The organism is Segatella maculosa OT 289 (genome assembly GCF_000243015.1).
Lineage (GTDB): Bacteria > Bacteroidota > Bacteroidia > Bacteroidales > Bacteroidaceae > Prevotella > Prevotella maculosa.
The window spans coordinates 231063-253418 of the sequence record NZ_JH594502.1 but is presented as its reverse complement, the minus strand read 5'-3'; the positions used below and the strand labels follow the sequence as shown (position 1 = coordinate 253418).

General features: G+C 50.1%; 16 protein-coding genes. 13 read left to right on the top strand and 3 right to left on the bottom strand.

All coding sequences use genetic code 11. The features are described 5' to 3' along the window. Window positions 1-289 precede the first annotated feature (289 nt). Together HMPREF9944_RS05170 and HMPREF9944_RS05165 are read right to left on the bottom strand one after the other, a co-directional pair. Complete coding sequence (locus tag HMPREF9944_RS05170; RefSeq protein WP_008564938.1) at window positions 290-1939, bottom strand: hypothetical protein; 1650 nt, start codon at window positions 1937-1939, stop codon at window positions 290-292. Between the two features lie 32 nt (window positions 1940-1971). Then, window positions 1972-2190, bottom strand: a complete 219-nt coding sequence (locus HMPREF9944_RS05165) for a hypothetical protein (protein WP_008564937.1) — start codon at window positions 2188-2190, stop codon at window positions 1972-1974. Window positions 2191-2976: 786 nt separating this feature from the next. Here HMPREF9944_RS05165 and HMPREF9944_RS05155 point away from each other — a divergent pair. The 3 genes from HMPREF9944_RS05155 to HMPREF9944_RS05145 are packed head-to-tail and all read left to right on the top strand — an operon-like array spanning window position 2977 to window position 6411. Next, a complete protein-coding gene (locus HMPREF9944_RS05155; RefSeq protein ID WP_008564936.1) occupies window positions 2977-5154 on the top strand; it encodes a TonB-dependent receptor in 2178 nt (725 codons plus the stop codon). Window position 5155: 1 nt separating this feature from the next. Continuing rightward, window positions 5156-5746 carry a nicotinamide riboside transporter PnuC gene (gene pnuC / locus HMPREF9944_RS05150; RefSeq protein ID WP_008564935.1) on the top strand — a complete coding sequence of 197 codons (591 nt, stop codon included), beginning with the start codon at window positions 5156-5158 and terminating at the stop codon, window positions 5744-5746. Further along, a complete protein-coding gene (locus tag HMPREF9944_RS05145; protein WP_008564934.1) occupies window positions 5743-6411 on the top strand; it encodes a thiamine diphosphokinase in 669 nt (222 codons plus the stop codon). The genes pnuC and HMPREF9944_RS05145 overlap by 4 nt, the downstream gene beginning before the upstream one ends. Before the next feature lie 286 nt (window positions 6412-6697). Here the strand turns inward: HMPREF9944_RS05145 and HMPREF9944_RS05140 are convergent, their stop codons facing one another. Further along, the gene (locus HMPREF9944_RS05140; RefSeq protein ID WP_008564932.1) at window positions 6698-9685 is read right to left on the bottom strand and encodes a ligand-binding sensor domain-containing protein; all 2988 of its coding nucleotides are present in this window, start codon (window positions 9683-9685) and stop codon (window positions 6698-6700) included. Window positions 9686-9882: 197 nt separating this feature from the next. On the opposite strand from HMPREF9944_RS05140, the gene HMPREF9944_RS05135 reads away from it, so the two are divergent. The 10 genes from HMPREF9944_RS05135 (at window position 9883) to rodA (ending at window position 22225) form a co-directional block, all read left to right on the top strand. Beyond that, window positions 9883-11271 carry a GDSL-type esterase/lipase family protein gene (locus HMPREF9944_RS05135; RefSeq protein ID WP_008564930.1) on the top strand — a complete coding sequence of 463 codons (1389 nt, stop codon included), beginning with the start codon at window positions 9883-9885 and terminating at the stop codon, window positions 11269-11271. After that, window positions 11268-12776, top strand: a complete 1509-nt coding sequence (locus tag HMPREF9944_RS05130; RefSeq protein WP_008564928.1) for an MBOAT family O-acyltransferase — start codon at window positions 11268-11270, stop codon at window positions 12774-12776. Before HMPREF9944_RS05135 ends, HMPREF9944_RS05130 begins: the two co-directional genes overlap by 4 nt. A gap of 234 nt (window positions 12777-13010) precedes the next feature. After that, entirely contained in the window at window positions 13011-13883 is an 873-nt protein-coding gene (locus HMPREF9944_RS05125) for a sigma-70 family RNA polymerase sigma factor (RefSeq protein WP_008564927.1), read from the top strand. 455 nt (window positions 13884-14338) lie between these two features. Continuing rightward, the gene (locus HMPREF9944_RS05120) at window positions 14339-15694 is read left to right on the top strand and encodes an FAD-dependent oxidoreductase (RefSeq protein ID WP_008564926.1); all 1356 of its coding nucleotides are present in this window, start codon (window positions 14339-14341) and stop codon (window positions 15692-15694) included. 87 nt (window positions 15695-15781) lie between these two features. Further along, the gene (locus HMPREF9944_RS05115) at window positions 15782-16381 is read left to right on the top strand and encodes a hypothetical protein (protein ID WP_008564925.1); all 600 of its coding nucleotides are present in this window, start codon (window positions 15782-15784) and stop codon (window positions 16379-16381) included. A 3-nt stretch (window positions 16382-16384) separates the two neighbouring features. After that, window positions 16385-17407 carry a rod shape-determining protein gene (locus HMPREF9944_RS05110; RefSeq protein WP_008564924.1) on the top strand — a complete coding sequence of 341 codons (1023 nt, stop codon included), beginning with the start codon at window positions 16385-16387 and terminating at the stop codon, window positions 17405-17407. 69 nt (window positions 17408-17476) lie between these two features. Beyond that, the gene (mreC, locus tag HMPREF9944_RS05105) at window positions 17477-18352 is read left to right on the top strand and encodes a rod shape-determining protein MreC (protein WP_044113435.1); all 876 of its coding nucleotides are present in this window, start codon (window positions 17477-17479) and stop codon (window positions 18350-18352) included. 22 nt (window positions 18353-18374) lie between these two features. Continuing rightward, a complete protein-coding gene (gene mreD / locus HMPREF9944_RS05100) occupies window positions 18375-18875 on the top strand; it encodes a rod shape-determining protein MreD (RefSeq protein ID WP_008564922.1) in 501 nt (166 codons plus the stop codon). 46 nt (window positions 18876-18921) lie between these two features. After that, window positions 18922-20772 (top strand): penicillin-binding protein 2, encoded by a 1851-nt coding sequence (gene mrdA / locus HMPREF9944_RS05095; protein ID WP_008564921.1) that lies wholly within the window; start codon window positions 18922-18924, stop codon window positions 20770-20772. Next, complete coding sequence (gene rodA / locus HMPREF9944_RS05090) at window positions 20753-22225, top strand: rod shape-determining protein RodA (RefSeq protein WP_008564920.1); 1473 nt, start codon at window positions 20753-20755, stop codon at window positions 22223-22225. The genes mrdA and rodA overlap by 20 nt, the downstream gene beginning before the upstream one ends. Window positions 22226-22356 lie beyond the last annotated feature (131 nt).

The following is a 22356-nucleotide window of genomic DNA, read 5'->3' as shown; positions in this document are numbered from 1 at the left end:
TGATGTAAAGTAGGACTACATGCCATCTAAAGTAGGACTACATCTCGTCTAAAGTAGGAGTAGACAAAACCTATCCTCGGAGTTGGCATCGCCAGCCTTACGATCGCCTGCCCACGTTCCTCTCTACGCCCTCCGTCTTTGCCTCTTTTTCGTTCATAAGCGGGTTAATAAATAAATGAATTAAAATATTTCTTGTTTATGCCTCGCGGTCATCGGCAGTCTGGCCGATGGCCGTGAGGTTAATATTGATTGCAACGTGCTTTCACACAATGATAGTATCATTTCCGAATCACTCGAACCGATGCGCGATGTTTCCGCGGGTACGTTCTGTAGGTTGTATTCCCACATTGGGGGACGCGGAGAAGATCAGATGGTACGCAAGGGCAGCAGCGTAGGCGCCTGCGCTACCATTTGACGACCAATAGCAACCAGTGTAACCAACCATGCTGAAGAAACCCGGCGAGTAGAATTGGCCCAACGCGGGAAGAAAGAAGTAATTGGAGGTATTGGTGGGGGTGCCCGTGGGGCAAGTGTAGGTCGCATAACCACCTGGCATGGTACGTAGATCTTTGCCTGCATCTGTGCTGGACATGTAGTACTTCTCTTTCATGTCTGCTTGGGAGGCCAGTTGGCTGTAGCCTGCGGCTTGCAGGTCGCTGAAGATTATTGCCTGCTTCTTTAACCATAAGCCTCCAGTGTAAAGGTGCCCCTTGTAAGTCCAAAGGATGTTGCGGTCCCAATGAGGGTCACCGTTTCTCACGTAATAAAACAGCTCGTTGATGTTGGGAAGATCTTTACAAGAGTTGGAAGCATTGACGACCTGCTGGTAGCCATAGTAAGTGGTGTTGTGCCAGCGGTTGGTTCCGTCAGATGCAGTGGGAATACCGTAGCTACTGTAATTAAGGTTGTTTTCAAGTTCGTCAGGAAGGGTTATGTTATTCCAGTAAGAATTCACGGCATCCCACATGTAAATGTTGTTGAACCACGGGCTGTAATCCATTATCTGCAGGTCTGTTTTTACACTGCGATTCTTCCCGGCAGTAAGGGTAAGGTTGTTGTAAGTCTTGGTGATGGTGCCGATTGCGCCAGTGTTGTTTTCGCGCAGGGTGTACTCCACGGTGAGAGTGCTGTAGGTGCCGGGAGCCAACACCATGGTGGCACCATTTTTGGTATAATCGGCTGCGCCGTTTGGGATAGGAAAACCCGTATTGACAGCGGTAGTGTTGAGTGCCAGTGTAATGCTTTGGTTGGCTGCGCTTGCAGTGGGGCGTGATGTGAGGTCAATACCGTTATCGTTGAAGTTGAACTCACCGGCAATAGCTTGGTCGGCAGTAACCTTTATTTGTGTGATGATAACCCCTAAAATATTATTTGCATTATAGGGCATAAAGGTGAGGTAAGCAGCCTTGTGGTCAAGGGTGAAGGTGTACTCTATGCCCGATTTGGTAGCCGTAGCCGTTCCGCAATCGCCGTCTTCGCTAATGTGTGCGGCGTCGTTAGGTAACGTTTGCGTCTGCTGCGCCTTGATGGTTACCTTGTCGCTCACGGGATTTTCCTTGCCCGTGTAGCGCACATGGTAGGTGGGGGCGTAGTAGTCGCCCTCGTAGTAGAACTTGGCCGTTGCCGTCCGTTTGACGGCTGTCGGTATCGTGGGGTTGGGAGTGAGCAGTTCGTCAATGTCGCTCTTCGTGTCTTGCACCAGTGTACCGTTGTTCTTCAGCCACAGGTGGTCTCCTTCCGTCCAATAGAAATTCAGGCCCGAACCGTCGTAATCGGCTGTGGTGCGGGTTATGCCACTGCCTACGACAAAGGCCGTGAGACCGTCGGTGCCGGGCTTTTGCGCCGGCCCTTGCTTGGTGTTTGCTTCTTCGCTTGCACAGGCTGTCATCAGGAATGATGCACCTGCAAGTGCAAGCAGGGATAATGCGTTTGTTTTCATCTTCTGTTCTTTTTAGTCATTGAAACGTTTCGTTACTGTAGGCCCCACGGTTGCGGAGTTTCTTCCTCTTCGTCTTCCTCCTCGAATTCGTCGAAGAAGCTTTGCTTGGCGTTCAGTTCGGCGTCATCGCCAGCCTTGGTGTGCCCACCATTCATTTTCGAGCCAATCAGCAACGGGCAGTCGGCCTCGGTCTTGATGACCTCGATGGAAGGGCTCACATACGTTTGCTTTTTGAATTGTTTTCTGTTCATAATCTCTAATTTATAGGGTGGATATTCTTTTGTTTTCCTTGTCTCGTTGCGTGCATGGTGCATGTAGGGACGCACGGCTCGTGCGTCCGCTCCAATGACCCGCTAACTGCCAACTCGACAACCGTGGTGAGCGGACGCACGAGCCGTGCGTCCCTACATTTTGCTCCCTTATTTCGTTCATTTTTTGCTCGTAAAGGGACATGAATATTCGAACAAAGGGAACTCCGAGAAGCCCTTTGTTTATTGGGATTACGCGCTCTTCGCGCGCGCGTACGTGAAGACGTTTAAACGCCAGGTGCGCTAAGTGTGTGTGTGTGTGTGTGTGTTAGCAAATTATTTGAACCAGCCAAATAAAAAGCGTTAAAAGATGCAGAGAAGTTGAAGTTTCTCTGCATCGGCGTTACACCTTTTATATATATGCGATATGTCAAATGGTTTTGCTTCACGGCAGCAAAGGTAAGACTATTTTTCTTAACCTCCAAACCTTTTACGAAGTTTTATAACATCATCGCTGTAAATAAAAACAACAGAACGCTTGCACGATTGAAAACAAATGATTAACTTTGCCAGCGTTTCCGATCAAGAAGATTGGAACGCAAGATACGGGGTGCTACCGCGTTTGCGGATGCTGAGAACAGACCCATGGAACCTGAAACGGGTAATGCCGACGAAGGGATTGACAATTTCCACGAGTTCATTTTTAAGATGCAATGGTGTATGATGCGATGCGTTGCCCCGTGTTCTGCGAAGAGCATACAAAAGATTTATCACTAACAACACTTCGAAATGAACAAAACACAAATCATGCTGACTGCCCTTGTGCTTGTTGCAAGCCGGGCGTATGCAACGGGAGAAAGGATTGACACGATGAAAACGTATGAATTGCAGGACGTGCAAGTAGTCTCCACCCGTGCCAATCAAAAGACACCGATGGCCTTTTCGACCCTCGACAAAGAACAAATCAGAAAGCTCAATCATGGGCGCGACATTCCCTTCCTGCTTTCGTTGACACCGAGTGTCACGATGACCAGCGACGCAGGAAACGGCATCGGATATACGTCGATAAAAGTGCGTGGCACCGACCCAAGCCGCATCAACATCACAGCCAACGGCATTCCGGTGAACGATGCCGAGAGTTCTCTGGTGTTCTTTGTCAATATGGGCGACTTCATGTCGAGCGTAAAGGACGTTCAGATACAGCGCGGTGTGGGCACATCTACCAATGGTAGTGCAGCATTCGGAGCCACCATCAACATGCAGACCGATGCTCCTTCGCTCCTACCCTACCTTAATCTCAATACTTCGGCAGGCAGTTACGGCACCCACAAGGAGAGTCTGCGCTTTGGTTCGGGTCTCTTGGCCGACCATTGGAGCTTCGACGGCCGTCTTTCAAATATCGGAAGCAACGGCTATATCGAGCGAGCAACGAGCCAACTGAATTCTTATTTCCTGCAAGGCGCCTACACCGGGGAGAACACGCTTGTGAAGTTGCTCACTTTCAACGGTACGGAAAAGACCTACATGGCGTGGGATTATGCCTCGAAAAAGCAGATGGAGAAGTACGGGCGACGCTATAATCCGTGCGGAAAATATACCGATGCCGACGGCAAGACGCGCTTCTATGACAACCAAACCGACAATTATCATCAGCAAAACTACCAGCTTATCTGGACACAACTGCTTGGCAAAGGCTTCAATTTCAACGTCGGACTACACTATACCGCCGGCTTCGGCTATTATGAACAGTACAAATCCCATCAGGCATTGGCCGCTTATGGGTTCAAGGGCAGTACACTCACGGCGGACCTTATTCGTCGGAAGTACCTACGGAACGACTTCTTCGGTGGCGTGTATGCCCTGAATTATAAGCAAGGACGCTGGGAAGCATCGCTCGGAGGAGCCATGAACCATTACAACGGGCGCCACTTCGGCACGCTCGTGAGCGTCATCAACCCCACGGTTACCAACTATCCCGATACCGAATACTATCGAAACAAGGCCGAGAAAGACGAAAACAGCGTCTATGGGAAGCTGAACTATGAAGTCGGCAAGGGCCTCAATGCCTACGTAGACCTACAATATCGCCACATCAACTACCGCATTCAGAATCCCGACGACAAGTATTCTACAGCTCAAACGGAAGGCTGGCGCTATGATGAACACTACAACTTCTTCAACCCGAAGGCCGGATTATTCTGGCAAATCAACCCTAATCACGCACTCTATGGCTCATGGGCCATCTCTCACCGCGAGCCCGTGCGCAATGATTTCGAAGGAAATCCCAACCCGAAACCCAAGGCTGAACGCATGAACGACTGGGAATTGGGCTATAAATATCAAGGTGCAACATTCAGCGGAGGCGTAAATTTCTACCACATGACCTATAAAGACCAGTTTGTTTTGACCGGAGAAATCAACGCCAACGGTGAGATGCTCCATCAAAACGTGGGAAGTTCCTACCGTCAAGGCATTGAATTGCAGGGCGCATGGAAGCCGCTTGACTGGTTCCGTTGGGATGCTAATGCCACATTCAGCCGTAATCGCGCGAAAGATTGGACCGTACAAAGCGACAACAAGAAGCCTTTGAACTTCGGAACCACGCATCTCAGCTTCTCACCCGACGTGATATTCAACAATACTTTCACTTTCGATTACCATGGCTTTGCGGCAGCTTTGCAGAGTCAATACATCGGTGAGCAATACATGACGAACGATAATAATCGCAATTTGATGCTCGATGGCTACTTTGTTTCCAATCTCGACCTCAGCTATTCGTTCAAACTTAAATCGATAAAACAGGTATCTATGGGAGCAACCATCTACAATTTATTCTCCAAGAAGTATTTTTCTAACGGCTATGCCAGTGCAACTTACGACGACAACGGCCGCGAAACATCGAATGAGACCGTTTATTCTCCGCAAGCACCTATCAACTTTTTGGCACATTTAAGCCTCACATTCTGATATGACAGCATTCCTATCACTCCATTGGCTCGACATACTGACCACGCTGTTAGGCCTGATTTACATTGTATTGGAATATCGGGCGAGCATCTTGCTGTGGCTTGTCGGTATCCTGATGCCCCTACTCGACATATGGCTTTACTACAGTCACGGGCTTTATGGTGATGCCGCTATGGCCGTATATTACACAGGTGCCGCACTATATGGCTACATGGTGTGGCGCTTTGGCAAGAAACACGGACAGCAAGAAGGCGAAGATTTGCCCATCACCCACATGCGCAAGCAACTCTATCTGCCTGCCATGCTGTTCTTCTTTACCGCATGGGGCATCACTTATTGGGTGCTCCGGACATACACCAACTCCACCGTTCCACTGCTTGATGCTTTCACCAATGCGCTGAGCTTTGTCGGATTGTGGGCCTTGGCACGCAAATATGTGGAGCAATGGGGCTTCTGGATTGTCGTAGACCTCATCAGTTGCTACCTTTATATCATTAAAGGAATTCCTTTCAAAGCCGGGCTATATGGGCTATATGTAGTGATTGCCGTGGCAGGATACAGGAAATGGACACAAATGATGAACCACAGATGAACTGCTATCCACTCATTCGCCAGGGCACTCACTTTGACACCGTCATCGTGGCCAATGGAGCCTTCCCCGAAGGAGCAGTGGCTTTGGATGTCATTCATCATGCCCAGCATATCATAGCCTGCGACGGTGGGGCCGAAATGCTTATCGCCCGAGGTATAGAGCCCCGGAAAATCACAGTGGTGGGCGATGGAGACAGCATCACCCCTGCACTGAAAGAAAGGTTGCATTTCATTCAAGTAGACGAACAAAACGACAACGACTTGACCAAAGCTACACGCTACGTAGCCAGTCTGCCACGCATGAAAGGTGCTACCGTAGCTTATCTGGCGGCAACGGGCAAGCGTGAAGATCACACGATGGCCAACATCTCGCTCTTGATGCGCTATTATCAGGAGTTCGATTTACACCCCGTGATGCTCACGGATTATGGTTATTTCATTCCCACATGCATGGAAAGCCGCTTCGAAACCTTTGCCCGTCAGCAGGTAAGCATCTTCAATTTCGGTTGCAAGCGACTCGAAAGCGAAGGCTTGGTATGGAATACTCGCGCGTTTGATAGCCTATGGCAGGGCACACTCAACGAGGCCCAAGGAAACCATGTTTGCCTTCATGGCGACTCGTTCTATCTTGTTTATCTGACATTAGAGGAAAAAATAAAACGCTAAGATGTGCATATCCATCATCAAGAGCAAAGAATTATCTCGATGATTTGGCGGTTTGGAAAATAATATGTATATTCGTAGCGTCAAACATCTAAAGGCATTTTCTCTTTGGAGATGTGACTATAGATTTTGTTTCATATTTACAAACAAGTTGGCTTCAACTCGTGAGAGACGGACCAACAATAATTGTTTGTTAATATACGTACTTGATCATCACTGCCGCAGTCGTGAGATTGCGGTATTTTTTTGTGTCAAGATGTTGGAAATGGGGAACCCATGAGTGAATCTTTCAAAGATGACGGGAATTACTTTTCGGTTTTGGTTCAGGAATAAGACTTCTCGACGGAGAAACCCCGAACTTCTTCTTGAAACATCGTGTAAAGTATTTGGGGTCATTGAAACCCACTTTATAAGCAATTTCGGTGATATTCCGGTCGTGGGGGTTCTTCATGAGAATATCTTTGGCCACATCAAGGCGGTAATTGCGTAGGAACTGACTCGTTGGAAGACCCGTTTCCATCCCCAACCTACGGCTCAATATGCTGCGATTGAGGCCCAGCGCGTCGGCCAACTCGGCCACTCCGAAATCCGAATCCATGTAATGCTGTTCCACAACGGCCATCACTTGGTCCATGAAAGGCTTCTCATTACGGTCCATTTCGGTTTGGTCGGTTAAGAAACTACGCTGTTTGCTCCGCTTCATTTTCTGTTGTACGTGCAGAATTTCTTCTATACGGTGTTGCAATTCCGATGGTTCTTCGCTCTCACGCAAGGCTTCTTCAATCGGTTGCATCAAGCGTTCAGCCTCTCTTCGACGCAATTCTTTCACCCTGCGCTGATAAACAAAACGTGCCAAAAGGCCCACAACAATGAACAACAACAGTTCAAACCACCACGTCTTCCAGAAATAGGGCGACACGCTGACAGCCACTGAAGCCATCATATCATTGCTTTGGCCCGATGCTGAGACGAACTTCACTTGGAATTCATAGTCGCCTGGTGGAAGATTGGTATAGCGCATGCCATGCTCTCCGGGCTTTAACTGGATCCAATCGTCTTCAAATCCTTTCATTCGACAGCTGTAAACACTCTGCTGTTCGTTGCCATAACTAAGCGAAGAAAACTCAAACACGATAGATTTATCACCCTCGCTGACGTTTATCTGCGTAGCTTGTGAGATGTCTTTATCTAAAACAGAAGAGCCAACCGCTGGCTCTTCGTTGTTCACCAGCAGTCGTGTGAAGCGCAGCCGACCATGATAAAGCGAGGCCGAATTGTCACCATGTAGCACCGTTACACCCTTGTCGCTGCCGAAATACAAGGTTCCACCGGATGCAAAGGCCGAATTCCAATAGAATTGTGATGAAAGTAGTCCGTCACCGACAGTGTAATTGGTGAAAGCTTCCGTGTGAGGATTAAACCGAGAGAGACCGTTATCGGTTGTAATCCATAGTATTCCACGAGCATCTTCTGCGATGCCTTTCACGACATTATTGGCTAAACCGTCGCGTTGGGTATAGGCCTTAAAGACGGTTTTCCCACCTCTATCCACCATTCTTTTATAGAGACCGTAGCCGTTACTGCCCAACCACAGCGTACCGTCATGCCCTAAACAGAGAGCACAAATCTTGTCGATGATGCCGCTTTTGGGGTCATCAAGTTTCGTAGAGAAGTGGATATAGGAAAAAAGGCGTGGATTTTTACGGTTGGATTTCAGGTCGATCTTCACAACACCTGACCCACAACCCATCCAAAGACAGCCATTCCTGTCGATGACGCTTCCGATGGCTCCACGGATATTCTCGCAACCCTTGAAAGGGGAAAACAGTTCCTTGCGCTGCAAGTCATAAGCACTGATGCCGTCATTGCTGCCAATCCACATCAGCCTATTGTGTGCATCATAGCACAAGGCACCCACAAACTGGGTTAGCCAAGCATAATGTTGGGGCAAAGATAGGGGTACGATGCCGGTATGCCTGCGCAGGTCTATCATATTGAGTCCACCACCCCACGTTCCTATCCACAGCCTTTCGTTTCCGTCTGGGACTAAGGCCGATACGGCATCCTGCGTCAATGCCGAGTTGTCTGCCGTGAAATGCGTGAACGAATTGCTCCCCCTTGCCTTGCGGTTCAGGCCTCCTTCTATCGTTCCCACCCACAAAGTACCGTTCGGTTCGGCATACATTGCATTCACGGCATTGGTCGAAAGACTTGTAATATTATCGGTATGATAGAAATTCTCTATTTGCAGCGGACGCGGATTCAGTTTGGTGATGCCCCCTGAATCCGTTCCTACCCACGTAAAACCATGGAAAACAAAGAGACAATTTACAAAGTTGCTGCACAGAGGATTGGTCTTACTGCCCGTATCCCAATGCAGAAAATCATCAGTTTCAGGCTGATAGAAGTCTACTCCACCTAAGGTTCCCACGAGCAACCGGCCTTCAGACACGGCAAGCGACGACACATAGTCATGCGAAAGCGAACTTCCGCTCCTATTTTTTTCGTACACTTTCAATGTCTTTGCAGTCGGATTATAGCGTAAGAGTCCCTTTGAAGTTCCGATCCATACATCTTTTTGGAACATTTTCAAGCAGGTAAAGAAGGTGTCGCTCATATAAGATAAGGTGGGAGATATCGTACGCTTGACGAGCTTTCCATGCACAATAGCGAGCTTATACAGCCCACCATCAATAGCCATCCATACCGAACCATCTCGGTCGATATCCTCCATGGCGATGTCGGGTGTGTTGACTTGATAACCCATTCGTAATATCCTGAAAACATTGCCCACGTCATCAAAAGTTACATGATAGATGGTTGAACGGGTCACCAACCACAAAGCATCCTTGCTGTCGCGGTAGACTTTCACGGAAAGTTTGCCGAGAATACGTCGCAAAATATCATTTCTGCTCGTGGGAACCACCGGAAGCATGGTCTTCAGATCGAGTACTTTAGTATGTTCTTCAAAACTGATCCACAACCGATGAAACCTGTCTTCCACCATATTATGACAAGTGTTGCTGCGCAATACCATACCTCCCGGGCCCTCATTGAAGTAACGATAGGCGTAACCGTCATAGCGGACGAGCCCTCCACCGTGCGTGGCTATCCAGATAAACCCGTAACTGTCGGCATAGATATCATCAATGAAATTGCTCGGAAGCCCGTTAGTCATGTTCAGATATGAGGTGTTGCACCGCGTGACGTAGGTTGGTTGCGCCCATGAGCACAAGCCAAACAGCGACGAAAGAAACAGTAGTAGAAGACGCTTCATGCCATTGAATAAAGGTCGTTATGATTTATTTGATGATGCAAAGATAGCAAAAAAACGTAAGAACTGCCAAATCGATTTGCAATATCATTCGTTGTGGCACCCGATGACAAATAAAATTGCCGAAAGGAACGCGTATATCAGATTTTATGCTTAACTTTGCCGGCCCATTAAGGTAAAGAGAAAAAGAGAGAACAGCAATGGACCAGTCTGTGAGGACTTTTACTTTGGCAGGATTGACAGTGACCTTTTTGCTGTCGATGCATGGATTACCCACGCTCGACATCAGTGGAACGGAACTGCGACACGTCAACATGCTCAGTCAGATACAGCCCGAAATCGAGGCGAACGAGACCGAGGTGGTGCCCACACCCAAGGCACCCACGCCCGTCGTAGCCGTCGTACGCCATGGCCGAAAGGTGAATTTCAAGGAGCGATGGCCGAAAGGCGTGGAGCCCATTGCCGACTTTTCGGGCGGTAAGGCGGGTGGCATGGACGCGTTCTATGCGCAGTTGAGTCGCGTCACGACGCTCGGTCGCCCGGTGCGTATCGCCTATTTCGGCGACTCGTTCATTGAGGGCGACATCTTGACAGACTATCTCCGCGCGCTGTTCCAAAGCCGTTTCGGCGGTTCGGGCGTGGGTTGGGTCGATTGCGGCACGCCGTTGGTGGCCTTCCGCCGCACTGTCAACCAGCACTACAGCGGGATTGCGGAGTTTGCCGTGGTGAAAAAGCCTTTCGACAAGCTGCGTCAAGGCATCGCCCAACGTTATTATGTGCCGCGGGAAGGGGCATCGGTCACGACGCGCGGCTCGAAACGGCAGCCTCATGTGGCCGACTGGCAGAGCGCGAAGCTCTTCTTTCGCAGTCCGCAGTCCGTCAATATAAGGATCGCGATAAGCGATGGGCAGCCCTATATGTGTCGCACCCGCGCCTCGGACGAAGTGCAGATGATCGAAACCAAGGGCAACATGAATGCCGTGAGCTATCGGTTCACGCGTGTAACGCCCCGCACCACACTCTTCGGCATGGCCCTCGAGTCGGACAACGGCGTCATTCTCGACAACTTTTCCATGCGCGGCTCGTCGGGTGCACAGTTGGGACGTATTCCCTCTTCTACCCTTTCAGACTTCGCACGGCTGCGTCCTTACGACCTGATTGTCGTTCATTACGGGCTCAATGAAGCCGTAAAAGGAAACACGCTTCCACTGCTCAAGGTTTATATAAAGCGCATGAAGCGGTCTATAGAGAACCTCCGTGCGGCCTATCCCTCAGCAGGTATTCTCGTCGTAAGCGTACCCGATCGCGACCAACGCTCGGCCGAGGGCATCACGACCCTGAAGGAAGTGAAGGAACTTGTGGCTTTGCAAGCGCAATTGGCAGCCGACTGCGGGGTGGGTTTCTTTAATCTTTATCAGGCCATGGGCGGTGAAAGCAGCATGAAAAGGCTCGTAGACAGCCACCGAGCCAATAAGGACTACACGCATTTGAGCTTCGGCGGTGGCAAAGTGGTAGCAGGAAAGGTGTTCCCTTCTTTTATTGCCGGACTGGATAACTATAAACGCCGCAAGGCTTTGGAACAACAATGATACAGCGACTCATCAGTCTTCTCTCATATAACCCACAAGAACCGCTCCTCTTTTCGAGCGGTCTCTTCTTGTTTCTCTTTCTGGGCTTTTCGTTCGTCTACATGCTGCTGCGTCGGCATTTGCAGCCCCGGTTGCTCTTCGTGACGCTTTTCTCCTATTATTTCTATTACAAGAGCAGCGGCCTCTACTTCTTTCTGCTGGCCATCGTCACGGTGAGCGATTACCTCATCGCGCGACGTATCCAAACATTGGCCGACCGTTCGTTGACCGAAAAGGGAAAGGAACGGTGCTTGCGTCGCCGCCGCAAGTGGCTGGTGGCATTGAGCCTGATGATCGATCTCAGCCTATTGGGCTATTTCAAATACACGAACTTCTTTGCAGGAATGGTCAGTCGGATGCTCGATTTCAACTTCCAACCGTGGGACATCTTCCTCCCCGTGGGCATCAGCTTCTTCACTTTCCAAAGCCTGAGCTACACCATCGATGTCTATCGCGGCAACCTGAAGCCCTTACCCCGCCTCCTTGACTATGCGTTCTACGTGTCGTTCTTCCCGCAACTGGTAGCAGGTCCCATCGTGCGTGCCTCGGATTTTGCGCCACAAATCCGCAAACCGGTCGTCATTACGCCCGACATGTTCGCCCGCGGCGTGTACTTCATCATCATCGGACTATTCAAAAAGGCGGTCATCAGCGATTATATCAGCCTCAACTTCGTAGACCGCATCTTCGATAACCCCACGCTTTACAGCGGCATGGAGAATCTTCTCGGCATCTATGGCTATGCATTGCAAATCTATTGTGACTTCAGCGGCTACAGCGACATGGCTATTGGCATCGCATTGCTGCTGGGGTTCCGCTTCCCGCTCAACTTCAATGCGCCTTATCGCGCCACAAGCATCACCGATTTCTGGCGACGCTGGCACATCTCGCTGTCCACTTGGATACGCGATTACATCTATATCTCTCTCGGCGGCAACCGGAAAGGCAAGCTGCGGCAGTATATCAATCTTATTCTGACCATGCTCTTGGGCGGACTTTGGCACGGCGCCAGCCTCAATTTCATTGTTTGGGGTGGCATGCACGGCGTCGCCTTGGCCGCACACAAGCTGTTCAGCCAAGAGATTTTGCACCATGCGCGCAGCTATTGTCCGCGCGGTATCCGCAAATGGGCGGCCATATTGCTGACCTTTCACTTTGTTTGCTTCACGTGGATTTTCTTCCGTCAGACTTCATTCTCTGCAGGACAAACGATGCTTCTACGTATTTTCAGCGATTTCCACGCCGAACTTTGGTTACAGATTGCAAGCGGATATAAATATGTATTGGCTTTCATGGCCTTCGGATTCCTCACGCATTTCCTGCCCGATGCATGGCAAGAGCGAATCATCGCCACGCTTCGCCGTTGCAACGTGGTGGTCTGCGCACTCCTGCTGACGGCCGTCATCTACATCGTCATTCAGATAAAAAGCTCCACGATACAACCGTTCATCTATTTTCAGTTCTGATAACGATATCGTTCGGCCGCTTCCATTCGCCAAACAACACGCTTGAAAAGTGGCATTCACAGGTCTGCGTCCGCTGTTAACACAATGTTTAATATCATAAATATAGTTAAAACAAGGCAAAATAACTTGTTTTGTTATATAATAATGTGTACCTTTGCACGTCTTTTATATAGAGGTGGATACACACGAAGTTGATTTTCAAGAAGTTAAGAATAGGATAGAAGAGGTAAAAAGATGAGACAGCTAAAGATCCAGAAGAGTATTACGAACCGTTCAAGTGAGGCTTTGGATAAATACCTCGTAGAGATTGGACGTGCCCCGTTGATTTCGATCGACGAAGAAATCGAATTGGCACAGAAAATCAAAAAAGGCGGTCGTGACGGCGAGCGTGCAAAGGAGAAATTAGTCACCGCCAATCTTCGTTTCGTGGTGTCGGTTGCCAAGCAATATCAGCACCAAGGCCTCTCATTGACCGACCTTATCGACGAGGGAAACATCGGTCTTGTGAAAGCAGCCGAGAAGTTTGACGAGACCCGCGGCTTCAAATTCATTTCCTATGCCGTGTGGTGGATACGCCAAAGCATTCTGCAAGCCATCGCCGAACAAAGCCGTATCGTGCGTCTTCCGCTCAATCAGGTGGGCTCACTCAATAAAATCAATCGCGAAATCAATAAGTTCGAGCAGGAAAATCAGCGTAAACCGTCGTTGACAGAGCTGGCAAATGCAACGCAGATTGAGGAAGAAAAGATTGATCAAAGCCTGATGGCCGACAGTCATCACGTCAGTATTGATGCGCCGTTCCAAGAAGGTGAAGACAACAGCATGGTCGATATCATGGCCGGCGGAGACGATAGTCGCACCGACAAGCAGGTGGACCACGAGTCAATGGCACTCGAATTGGAAAACGTTTTGCGCAAGGTTTTGAAAGACCGAGAGATAACTATCATTCGCGAATGCTATGGCATCGGTTGCCACGAGAAGGGTCTTGAAGAGATAGGCGACCAATTAGGCCTCACTCGCGAGCGTGTCCGGCAAATCAGAGAAAAGAGCATTGCCAAGCTGCGCGACAGCGGTTATGCCAAGATTTTGATGAAATATTTGGGATAAAACCGTCGTTTTACCGTGCGAAATAAGAAAAGAGAGGCCTCCGGTCTCTCTTTTTTGTTGGATAAAATCTGCGAATTCAGAACACGTATAGTGATACTTCCCGAAAGTTTTTCCTTTTGATGCTTTCACTATAGCAGCAGGTTGATTATCAATGCGTCCGTATCGTTTTTCAATATCAGCCATTTTAGCGCACAATATGGCTGATTTCACGCGCTAAAGTGAGCCATATTGCACGGCAAAATGGCTGAAATTGCGGACCGTCTTGATGCACCTTGAAAAACAAGATGGGAACTGCGGCGACTTGACGGCAGTGTTATCGGCAACGAATTCCGCCGTAATTAATTAATGTTAATATTCTTTTATACACCCTACATTCACGCTTGTTCTATGATTAAATGCTTAATTTTGCCACTTCAAGATAGCAAAACAGATACGTAACGAACAAGATAGAGACGATGAATACAGAGGAAACAAATTCATTTCAGGCCGTTGACGAAGGCTTTACCATGATTGAGGCCATCGCCGAGGCCAAGAAATGCCTGCAATGTAAGGTTCCGCAATGCCGGAAAGGTTGTCCGATAGAAAACGAGATTCCCAATTTTATCCACGCACTGAGCATGGGAAATATGGGCGACGCCATGCGTATCATCAACGAAAAGAGTAATCTGCCGGCCATTTGTGGGCGAGTTTGCCCACACGAAAAGCAGTGTCAAGGTCATTGTGTGATGAATAAGAAAGGCACACCTATACAGATTGGGAAGATTGAACAGTTCATTGCAGACTTCGATACCGCGATGAATCTCACCCGAGAAAAGCTGCCACAGAAGGACAGAGGCAAGATTGCAGTCATCGGATCCGGCCCTGCCGGGCTTACGGTTGCAGGCGATTTGGCACGCCAAGGCTTTAATGTGACCATCTTCGAAGGGCAGGATGAGCCGGGAGGCGTACTGATGTATGGCATTCCGGAATACCGTCTGCCGAAGAAAGTGGTGCGTGCCGAGATACAAAAAATAGAGGCTTTGGGTGTCAATTTCGAGTGCAACGTGCTCGTCGGAGAGAATAGTGTAAACGTAGATAGCTTGTTTCATCAAGGATACGATGCCATTTTCATGGGCACGGGCACTTCCGTTCCACAGAACATGGACAGTACGCCGGGTGCAAAGCTGCGGGGTGTCAGTCAGAGTACCTACTTCTTGCACAACGTAAACAGCTATAATGAAGGGGCAATTGGGCGAGATATGGTACCATTGCGCGACGGTGAGAAGGTAGGTGTTGTCGGTGGAGGAAACGTTGCCATGGATGCTGCCCGCACGGCCATTCGTTTGGGGGCGGATGTGACGGTGCTTTATCGCCGCACCCAAGAGGAAATGCCCGCCATCAAGGCCGAATATGAGCAGGCTGTCAACGAAGGTGTGAAGTTCAAATGGAACACTTCGGTGACCGAGTTCATTGCCGGAGAGAACAGAAGGCTGGCAGCATGCCGGCTAAGCACGCCCGAAGGAGAACTCGTCGAGCGCTTCGACCGTGTCTTTCTGGCTATCGGCAGCCGGCCGGCCAACCGCATTGTGAGCACGACGGAGGGCATTGAGGTAGACGAGAAAGGCTACGTAAAGGTCGTAGAACGGCCTTATGGCATGACCACACGCCGCGGTGTCTTTGCGGGAGGCGATGTAGTTCACAGGCCACAAACGGTGGTATTGGCCATGAAAGCGGCTAAGGACGTGGCACAAGGCATGGCACAATACGTCGATGCCATCAAGCTGTTGGAAGCTGCAAAGAAAGTGGAAGAGCAACATATCACTGATAAATAATATATATTTTTTTGTTTTTTTTAGCGGTTTCTATCAGCATATTTTAGTAACTTTGCGGGCAAATAGTTCATATTTTTCAAAATCATCATGGCTGAAATAAAAAAAATCAAGACCGCCCTCATCTCCGTCTTCCACAAAGATGGCTTGGAGGAGTTGCTTGCCAAGCTGCATGAAGAAGGTGTGAAGTTCGTTTCTACGGGCGGAACACAAAGCTTTATCGAGTCATTGGGCTATGAATGCCAGACCGTCGAGAGCATCACTACCTACCCGTCTATCTTGGGTGGCCGCGTAAAAACGCTGCATCCGAAAGTCTTCGGAGGTATTTTGGCACGGCGTGAAAATGAAAATGACTTAGCACAGATGGCGCAATATGAGATTCCGTCTATAGACCTTGTCGTTGTCGACCTCTATCCTTTCGAGCAGACTGTGGCAAGTGGCGCGTCGGAGACAGATATCATCGAGAAGATTGACATTGGCGGTATCTCTCTGATACGTGCCGGCGCGAAGAACTTCAAGGATGTTGTCATCATTCCGAGCAAGGCCGAATACGGCATATTGCTCGATATACTCAAGAAGAAGGGTGCCCAGACCGACTTGACTGAACGCAAGCTGTTCGCAGAACGTGCTTTCGGAGTCAGCAGCCATTACGACACCGCAATTCACAATTGGTTTGTAAATAATATATAACATATGGGATTTTTTTCTTTTGTCCAAGAAATAGCAATGGACCTCGGCACAGCCAACACCATCATCATCAGCGATGACAAAATCGTTGTTGACGAACCTTCCGTCGTGGCTCTTGACCGCAACACCGATAAAATGATTGCCGTGGGTGCCAAGGCAAAGATGATGTATGAGAAGACACACGACAATATTCGCACCGTACGCCCACTACGCGATGGTGTCATTGCCGACTTCACGGCCTGCGAGCAAATGATGCGTGGCCTAATCAAAATGGTTCATTCGGGAAGCAGACTCTGGTCGCCATCGTTGCGCATGGTCATCGGTGTGCCATCAGGCTCGACCGAGGTTGAACTGCGTGCCGTCCGCGACAGTGCGGAGCATGCCGACGGCCGCGATGTCTACTTAATCTTCGAGCCGATGGCTGCCGCGATTGGTATCGGCATCGATGTCGAGGCACCTGAGGGGAACATGATCGTCGATATCGGCGGTGGCAGCACGGAGATTGCCGTGATTTCATTGGGTGGTATCGTCAGTAACAACTCCATACGTACAGCCGGAGACGATTTGACGGCCGACATTCAAGAATACATGAGCCGCCAGCATAATGTTAAAGTCAGCGAACGTATGGCTGAGCGAATCAAGATACACGTGGGGTCAGCACTGACCGAGTTGGGCGAAGAGGGTCCTGAAGACTTCACTGTCCACGGACCTAACCGCATCACGGCATTGCCCATGGAAGTCCCGGTATGCTATCAGGAAATAGCACATTGCCTCGACAAAACGGTTGCCAAAATTGAGAATGCCGTTCTTTTCGCACTGGAGAACACGCCACCCGAGCTCTATGCCGACATCGTAAAGAACGGAATATATCTCAGTGGCGGCGGAGCTTTGCTGCGTGGTTTGGATAAACGCCTGACCGAAAAGATAAACATTCAGTTCCATATCGCCGAAGACCCGTTGCACAGCGTGGCAAAAGGTGCAGGTATTGCACTTAAGAACGTAGACCGCTTTTCTTTCTTGATGCGATAAATCTGATGTTAGGTGTTGACGATTATCAGTTAATTTGCCAACACCTAATATTTCATGATCAATTCAGGTATGCGTAATCTCTTAGACTTTCTGGCCAAATACAGTTATTGGTTGCTGTTTGTTCTATTGGAGGCTATCAGCTTTGTACTCCTGTTCCGGTTCAACAGTTATCAAGGAAGTGTATGGTTTTCATCAGCCAATATCGTGGCCGGGAAGATATATGACACAAGTTCGAAAATAGAATCCTATTTCCAATTGTCGAAGATAAACGAGCAGCTCACTCAACGTAACCTGTATTTGGAACAACGACTCGCCAAACTTGAAAGGGATTTGGGCGATTCCGCTGCCGATACTGCCATGAACAAGAGCCTTTTGCTACAAAGTCTTCACCCTTACCGGCTCATTCCGGCCAAGGTGGTAGGCATGTCTTGGAACAGACGGGACAATTTACTGACCATCAACAAGGGGGAGGCCGATGGAGTGAAGAAAGACATGGGCGTAGTCTGCGGAACGGGCGTCGTTGGCATCGTCTATCTTACTTCAGCCCATTATGCCATTGTCATTCCCGTGCTCAATTCGCAATCGAATATCAGCTGCATTATCCAAGGACGCGGTTATTTCGGATACCTGCATTGGACAGGCGGAAACATATCCGAGGCCTATGTTGACGATGTGCCGCGCCATGCCCACTTCAAACTCTATGAGAACGTTGTCACAAGCGGCTATTCCTCCGTATTTCCAGCGGGCGTGATGGTTGGCAAAATATTGCACGTTTACAATTCTACAGACCAGATGTCCTATCGCCTGAAAGTCGAACTGGCGACAGACTTCGGCAAGCTACGTGACGTCTGTGTGATTGATAACACGGCACTGTCAGAACAAGCAGACATCATGCGGGCTGCAGAAGACTCGATCCGCACGAGGGAGAGTGGCAAAGCAAACTAAAATCAAGGGAGGAAATAAGAAAATGAATACACAGTTACTAAGAGGAGTCGCCATCTTTGTGGCTCTATTGTTAGTGCAGGTCTTGGTCTTCAACCATATCCATCTGTTCAACTGTGCCACTCCCTTACTCTATATTTATGTCGTATTGCTATTTCCACGCAATATTCCACGCTGGCTGGCACTGCTGTCCGGCTTCATCATAGGCTTCTTCATAGACATTTTTTCCAACACGCCGGGCGTCTCCATGGCTTCGACTACTTTCATGGGACTTATCCAGCCTTATATGCTCGTCCTCTTCCTGCAACGCGACAGTGTAGATGACCTTTGCCCTTCGATCCGTTCATTGGGAGCAACCCGTTTCATCTGCTACACCTTTCTGATGGTACTCATCTATTGCACGCTTTTCTTCACGCTTGAGACGTTCAACTTCTTCAACTGGCTGCAATGGCTTGAGTGCATTGCCGGCAGTACAACCATCACCGTGGTTCTTGCCATCACGCTGGAGAATTTCCGTTCAAAATGAAATCAGTCCTATTTATTCGTCCCATAACAAAAGTATTACTTGACAGGTGAAAGACTATAATCTCGAAAACAGACGTTTTGTGATAGGCGGCGTGGCAGTGGCCATCGTGCTTGTCTACATCGTCCGCCTGTTCACGATACAGCTACTCAGCGACGACTTCAAGAAGAACGCCGATAGTAACGCCTTTCTCAAGAAGATTGACTACCCCTCGCGCGGCTCCATCTACGACCGTAACGGCAAGCTCATGGTCTACAACCAGCCTGCCTACGACATCATGGTCGTGATGAACGAAGCCAAGAACCACATAGATACCCTCGAACTATGCAATGCGCTCGGCATAACTAAGAGCTACTTCATCAAGCGAATGGACGATATTAAAGACCGCAGCAAGAACCCCGGATACAGCCGCTTCACCGAACAACTCTTCTTGAGCCTACTGTCTGACCAAGAGTTCAGCATATTCCGCGAGAAGATGTTCCGCTTCCCCGGCTTCTACGTACAGAAACGTAGTATTCGACAATACACCTACCCCTATGCAGCTCACGTCTTGGGCGACATCGGCGAAGTATCACCCGCCAACATCGAAGACGACGACTACTATCAGCCCGGAGACTATATCGGGAAACTCGGTGTTGAGAAGTACTACGAGAAAGAACTACGTGGTGAAAAAGGTATACGCATCATGTTGCGTGATGCCCATGGCAGGATACAAGGTAGCTACCGTAATGGGGAACTTGATCATCGCCCCGTAGCTGGCAAAGATCTCACCCTGAGCCTCGACTTGAAACTGCAGGCCCTCGCCGAACGAATGCTACAAGGTAAAATAGGAAGCATTGTCGCCATTGAGCCGGCTACGGGTGAAGTGCTCGCCATGGCATCTTCGCCCACCTATGACCCGCGCTACCTCATTGGCCGCAAACGCAGCAAAGCCCACAAGGCGCTCTCTAAGGACGTATGGAAGCCGCTGCTCAACCGCTCCATCATGGGACTATACCCCCCGGGCTCAACTTTCAAAACTACTCAGGCACTCACCTATCTCACCGAGGGTATCATCACGCCCAACACCATGTTCGCCTGCCATCACGGCTTCTTCTACCGCGGACTACACGTAGGTTGCCACGGCCACGTCTCGCCCCTCAATCTCGTCGAGGCCATCAGCACCTCATGTAATGCCTATTTCTGTTGGGGGCTCTACTATATGCTCGGCAACCGACGCAAATACGGCTCCGTACAGAACGCTATGAACCGCTGGCGCGACTACATGGTCAGCATGGGGCTCGGCTACAAACTCGGCATCGACCTCCCCGGTGAGAAGCGCGGACTTATACCCAATGCCTCGTTCTACGACCATGCTTACCGTAATGCATGGAATGGCCTGACCGTCATCAGCATATCCATCGGACAGGGTGAGATTAATCTCACGCCTCTGCAGATAGCCAATCTCGGCGCCACCATCGCCAACCGAGGCTACTTCTACACACCACATGTCGTCCGCAAAGTGCAGGGCCTGCCCCTCAATACTGCCTACACCCGACGTCACCGCACCATGGCCTCCGAGCGTGCCTACCGTACCGTCATCGCCGGCATGCGCTCGTCGGTGCTCAAAGGTACCTGCCGCGACCTCGGTCGACTCCCATACGCCATCTGCGGAAAGACCGGCACCGCGCAGAACCACGGCCGCGACCATTCCGTCTTCATGGGGTTCGCACCAATGGACCGTCCCAAGGTAGCTATCGCCGTTTACGTGGAGAACGGAGGCTTCGGCGCCGACTTCGCCGTACCCATTGCAGGTGTACTCTTCGAGCAATACATGACGGGCCGACTCTCACCATCTGCCGAGCATATGGCCGAAACACTACAACATAAAAGGATTGCTTATGGCACCCATGACAGGTAAACAACACAACATATTCAGATCGCTCGACTGGTGGACAGTTGCCATCTACGTCGCCCTACTCGCTTTCGGGTGGGTAAGTGTATGCGGTGCAGGCTACACCTACGGCGACACCGACATTCTCAGTCTCTCCACCCGTTCAGGCATGCAAATCGTCTGGATAGCGACCTCGCTCTTCCTCGGCCTCGTCATTCTCCTGCTCGACGACAGATTCTACGACACCTTTGCCTACGTCATCTATGCCCTCCTACTGTTATTGCTATTCCTCACCATCTTCAACCCTCACCAGATAAAAGGTTCACGTTCGTGGCTCGTATTCGGGCCCCTGCGCCTCCAGCCCGCCGAGTTCGCCAAATTCGCCACAGCACTCGCGGCCGCCAAACTCATGGGGTCATATGGCTTCGACATCCGACGCTGGAAGCACTTCGCCATGGCTTGCGCCATCATCCTCCTCCCCATGCTCTTCATTGTCGCACAACGTGAAACCGGTTCAGCCCTCGTCTACATCGCCTTCTTCCTCATGTTCTACCGAGAAGGAATGCCCGGCAGTATCCTCTTCACCGGCATCGCAATGGTCGTCTACTTCGTCGTCGGCATCAAATACGAAGATACCCTGCTCCTTCACACGCCCACCTCGGTCGGCGTGTCCGTCGTCATGCTCCTCATACAGGTGTTCACCGCCGCCATGGTAGGCATATACTGCCGCGACCGCCGCCTCATGTGGCATCTTCTCGGAGCAACAGCCGGCCTCACTCTTGCCGCATGGCTCTTCTCCGCCTACGTCATACCCTTCGACACCGTACCCCTGCAGTTCGCTGTCAGCATCGCCGTCATCGTCATCCTCCTCCTACGATGGCTACGCACCCGCATCACCACCTACGCCCTCATCAGCCTCTTCACCATCGGCTCCATAGCCTTCTTTCACTCCGCCGACTACGTGCTCAACAAAGTGCTCGAGCCCCATCAGCGCGTCCGCATCAACGTGCTCCTTGGCCTCGAAGACGACCTCAACGGCGCCGGTTACAACGTACATCAAAGCGAAATAGCCATAGGCTCAGGCGGACTCCGCGGCAAGGGCTTCCTCAACGGCACACAAACCAAACTCAAGTTCGTGCCCGAGCAAGACACCGATTTCATCTTCTGTACCGTCGGCGAGGAAGAAGGGTTCCTTGGCTCGGCCACCGTCCTCGTCCTATTCCTCCTCCTCATTCTCCGCCTCATACGTCTTGCCGAACGGCAGCCCATGTCTTTCGGGCGCATCTACGGCTACGGCGTATTGAGCATCTTCCTGTTCCACGTCTTCATCAACGTGGGCATGGTACTCGGCCTCACACCCGTGATAGGAATCCCGCTCCCCTTTTTCAGCTACGGCGGCTCATCACTATGGGGCTTCACCCTCCTACTGTTCATCTTCCTGCGCATCGACGCCGGAAGAAACCTCACACGTATGCGCTGACTCCGGCCAGAACACTCGTCGCCCATGGTGGAAGATAGTAAAACAAAAAAAGAATGCTCGTCGTCCAAGGGCGAAGCTAAAAAATGTAAAAAGAATGTTCGTCGTCCATGGACGACGAAGGATATTTTAAC

Excerpts from the sequence above, each read along its gene's own strand:
- HMPREF9944_RS05170 (WP_008564938.1), bottom strand. The coding sequence starts at position 1,939 with ATGAAAACAAACGCATTATCCCTGCTTGCACTTGCAGGTGCATCATTC.
- HMPREF9944_RS05165 (WP_008564937.1), bottom strand. The coding sequence starts at position 2,190 with ATGAACAGAAAACAATTCAAAAAGCAAACGTATGTGAGCCCTTCCATC.
- HMPREF9944_RS05155 (WP_008564936.1), top strand. The coding sequence starts at position 2,977 with ATGAACAAAACACAAATCATGCTGACTGCCCTTGTGCTTGTTGCAAGC.
- pnuC (WP_008564935.1), top strand. The coding sequence starts at position 5,156 with ATGACAGCATTCCTATCACTCCATTGGCTCGACATACTGACCACGCTG.
- HMPREF9944_RS05145 (WP_008564934.1), top strand. The coding sequence starts at position 5,743 with ATGAACTGCTATCCACTCATTCGCCAGGGCACTCACTTTGACACCGTC.
- HMPREF9944_RS05140 (WP_008564932.1), bottom strand. The coding sequence starts at position 9,685 with ATGAAGCGTCTTCTACTACTGTTTCTTTCGTCGCTGTTTGGCTTGTGC.
- HMPREF9944_RS05135 (WP_008564930.1), top strand. The coding sequence starts at position 9,883 with ATGGACCAGTCTGTGAGGACTTTTACTTTGGCAGGATTGACAGTGACC.
- HMPREF9944_RS05130 (WP_008564928.1), top strand. The coding sequence starts at position 11,268 with ATGATACAGCGACTCATCAGTCTTCTCTCATATAACCCACAAGAACCG.
- HMPREF9944_RS05125 (WP_008564927.1), top strand. The coding sequence starts at position 13,011 with ATGAGACAGCTAAAGATCCAGAAGAGTATTACGAACCGTTCAAGTGAG.
- HMPREF9944_RS05120 (WP_008564926.1), top strand. The coding sequence starts at position 14,339 with ATGAATACAGAGGAAACAAATTCATTTCAGGCCGTTGACGAAGGCTTT.
- HMPREF9944_RS05115 (WP_008564925.1), top strand. The coding sequence starts at position 15,782 with ATGGCTGAAATAAAAAAAATCAAGACCGCCCTCATCTCCGTCTTCCAC.
- HMPREF9944_RS05110 (WP_008564924.1), top strand. The coding sequence starts at position 16,385 with ATGGGATTTTTTTCTTTTGTCCAAGAAATAGCAATGGACCTCGGCACA.
- mreC (WP_044113435.1), top strand. The coding sequence starts at position 17,477 with ATGCGTAATCTCTTAGACTTTCTGGCCAAATACAGTTATTGGTTGCTG.
- mreD (WP_008564922.1), top strand. The coding sequence starts at position 18,375 with ATGAATACACAGTTACTAAGAGGAGTCGCCATCTTTGTGGCTCTATTG.
- rodA (WP_008564920.1), top strand. The coding sequence starts at position 20,753 with ATGGCACCCATGACAGGTAAACAACACAACATATTCAGATCGCTCGAC.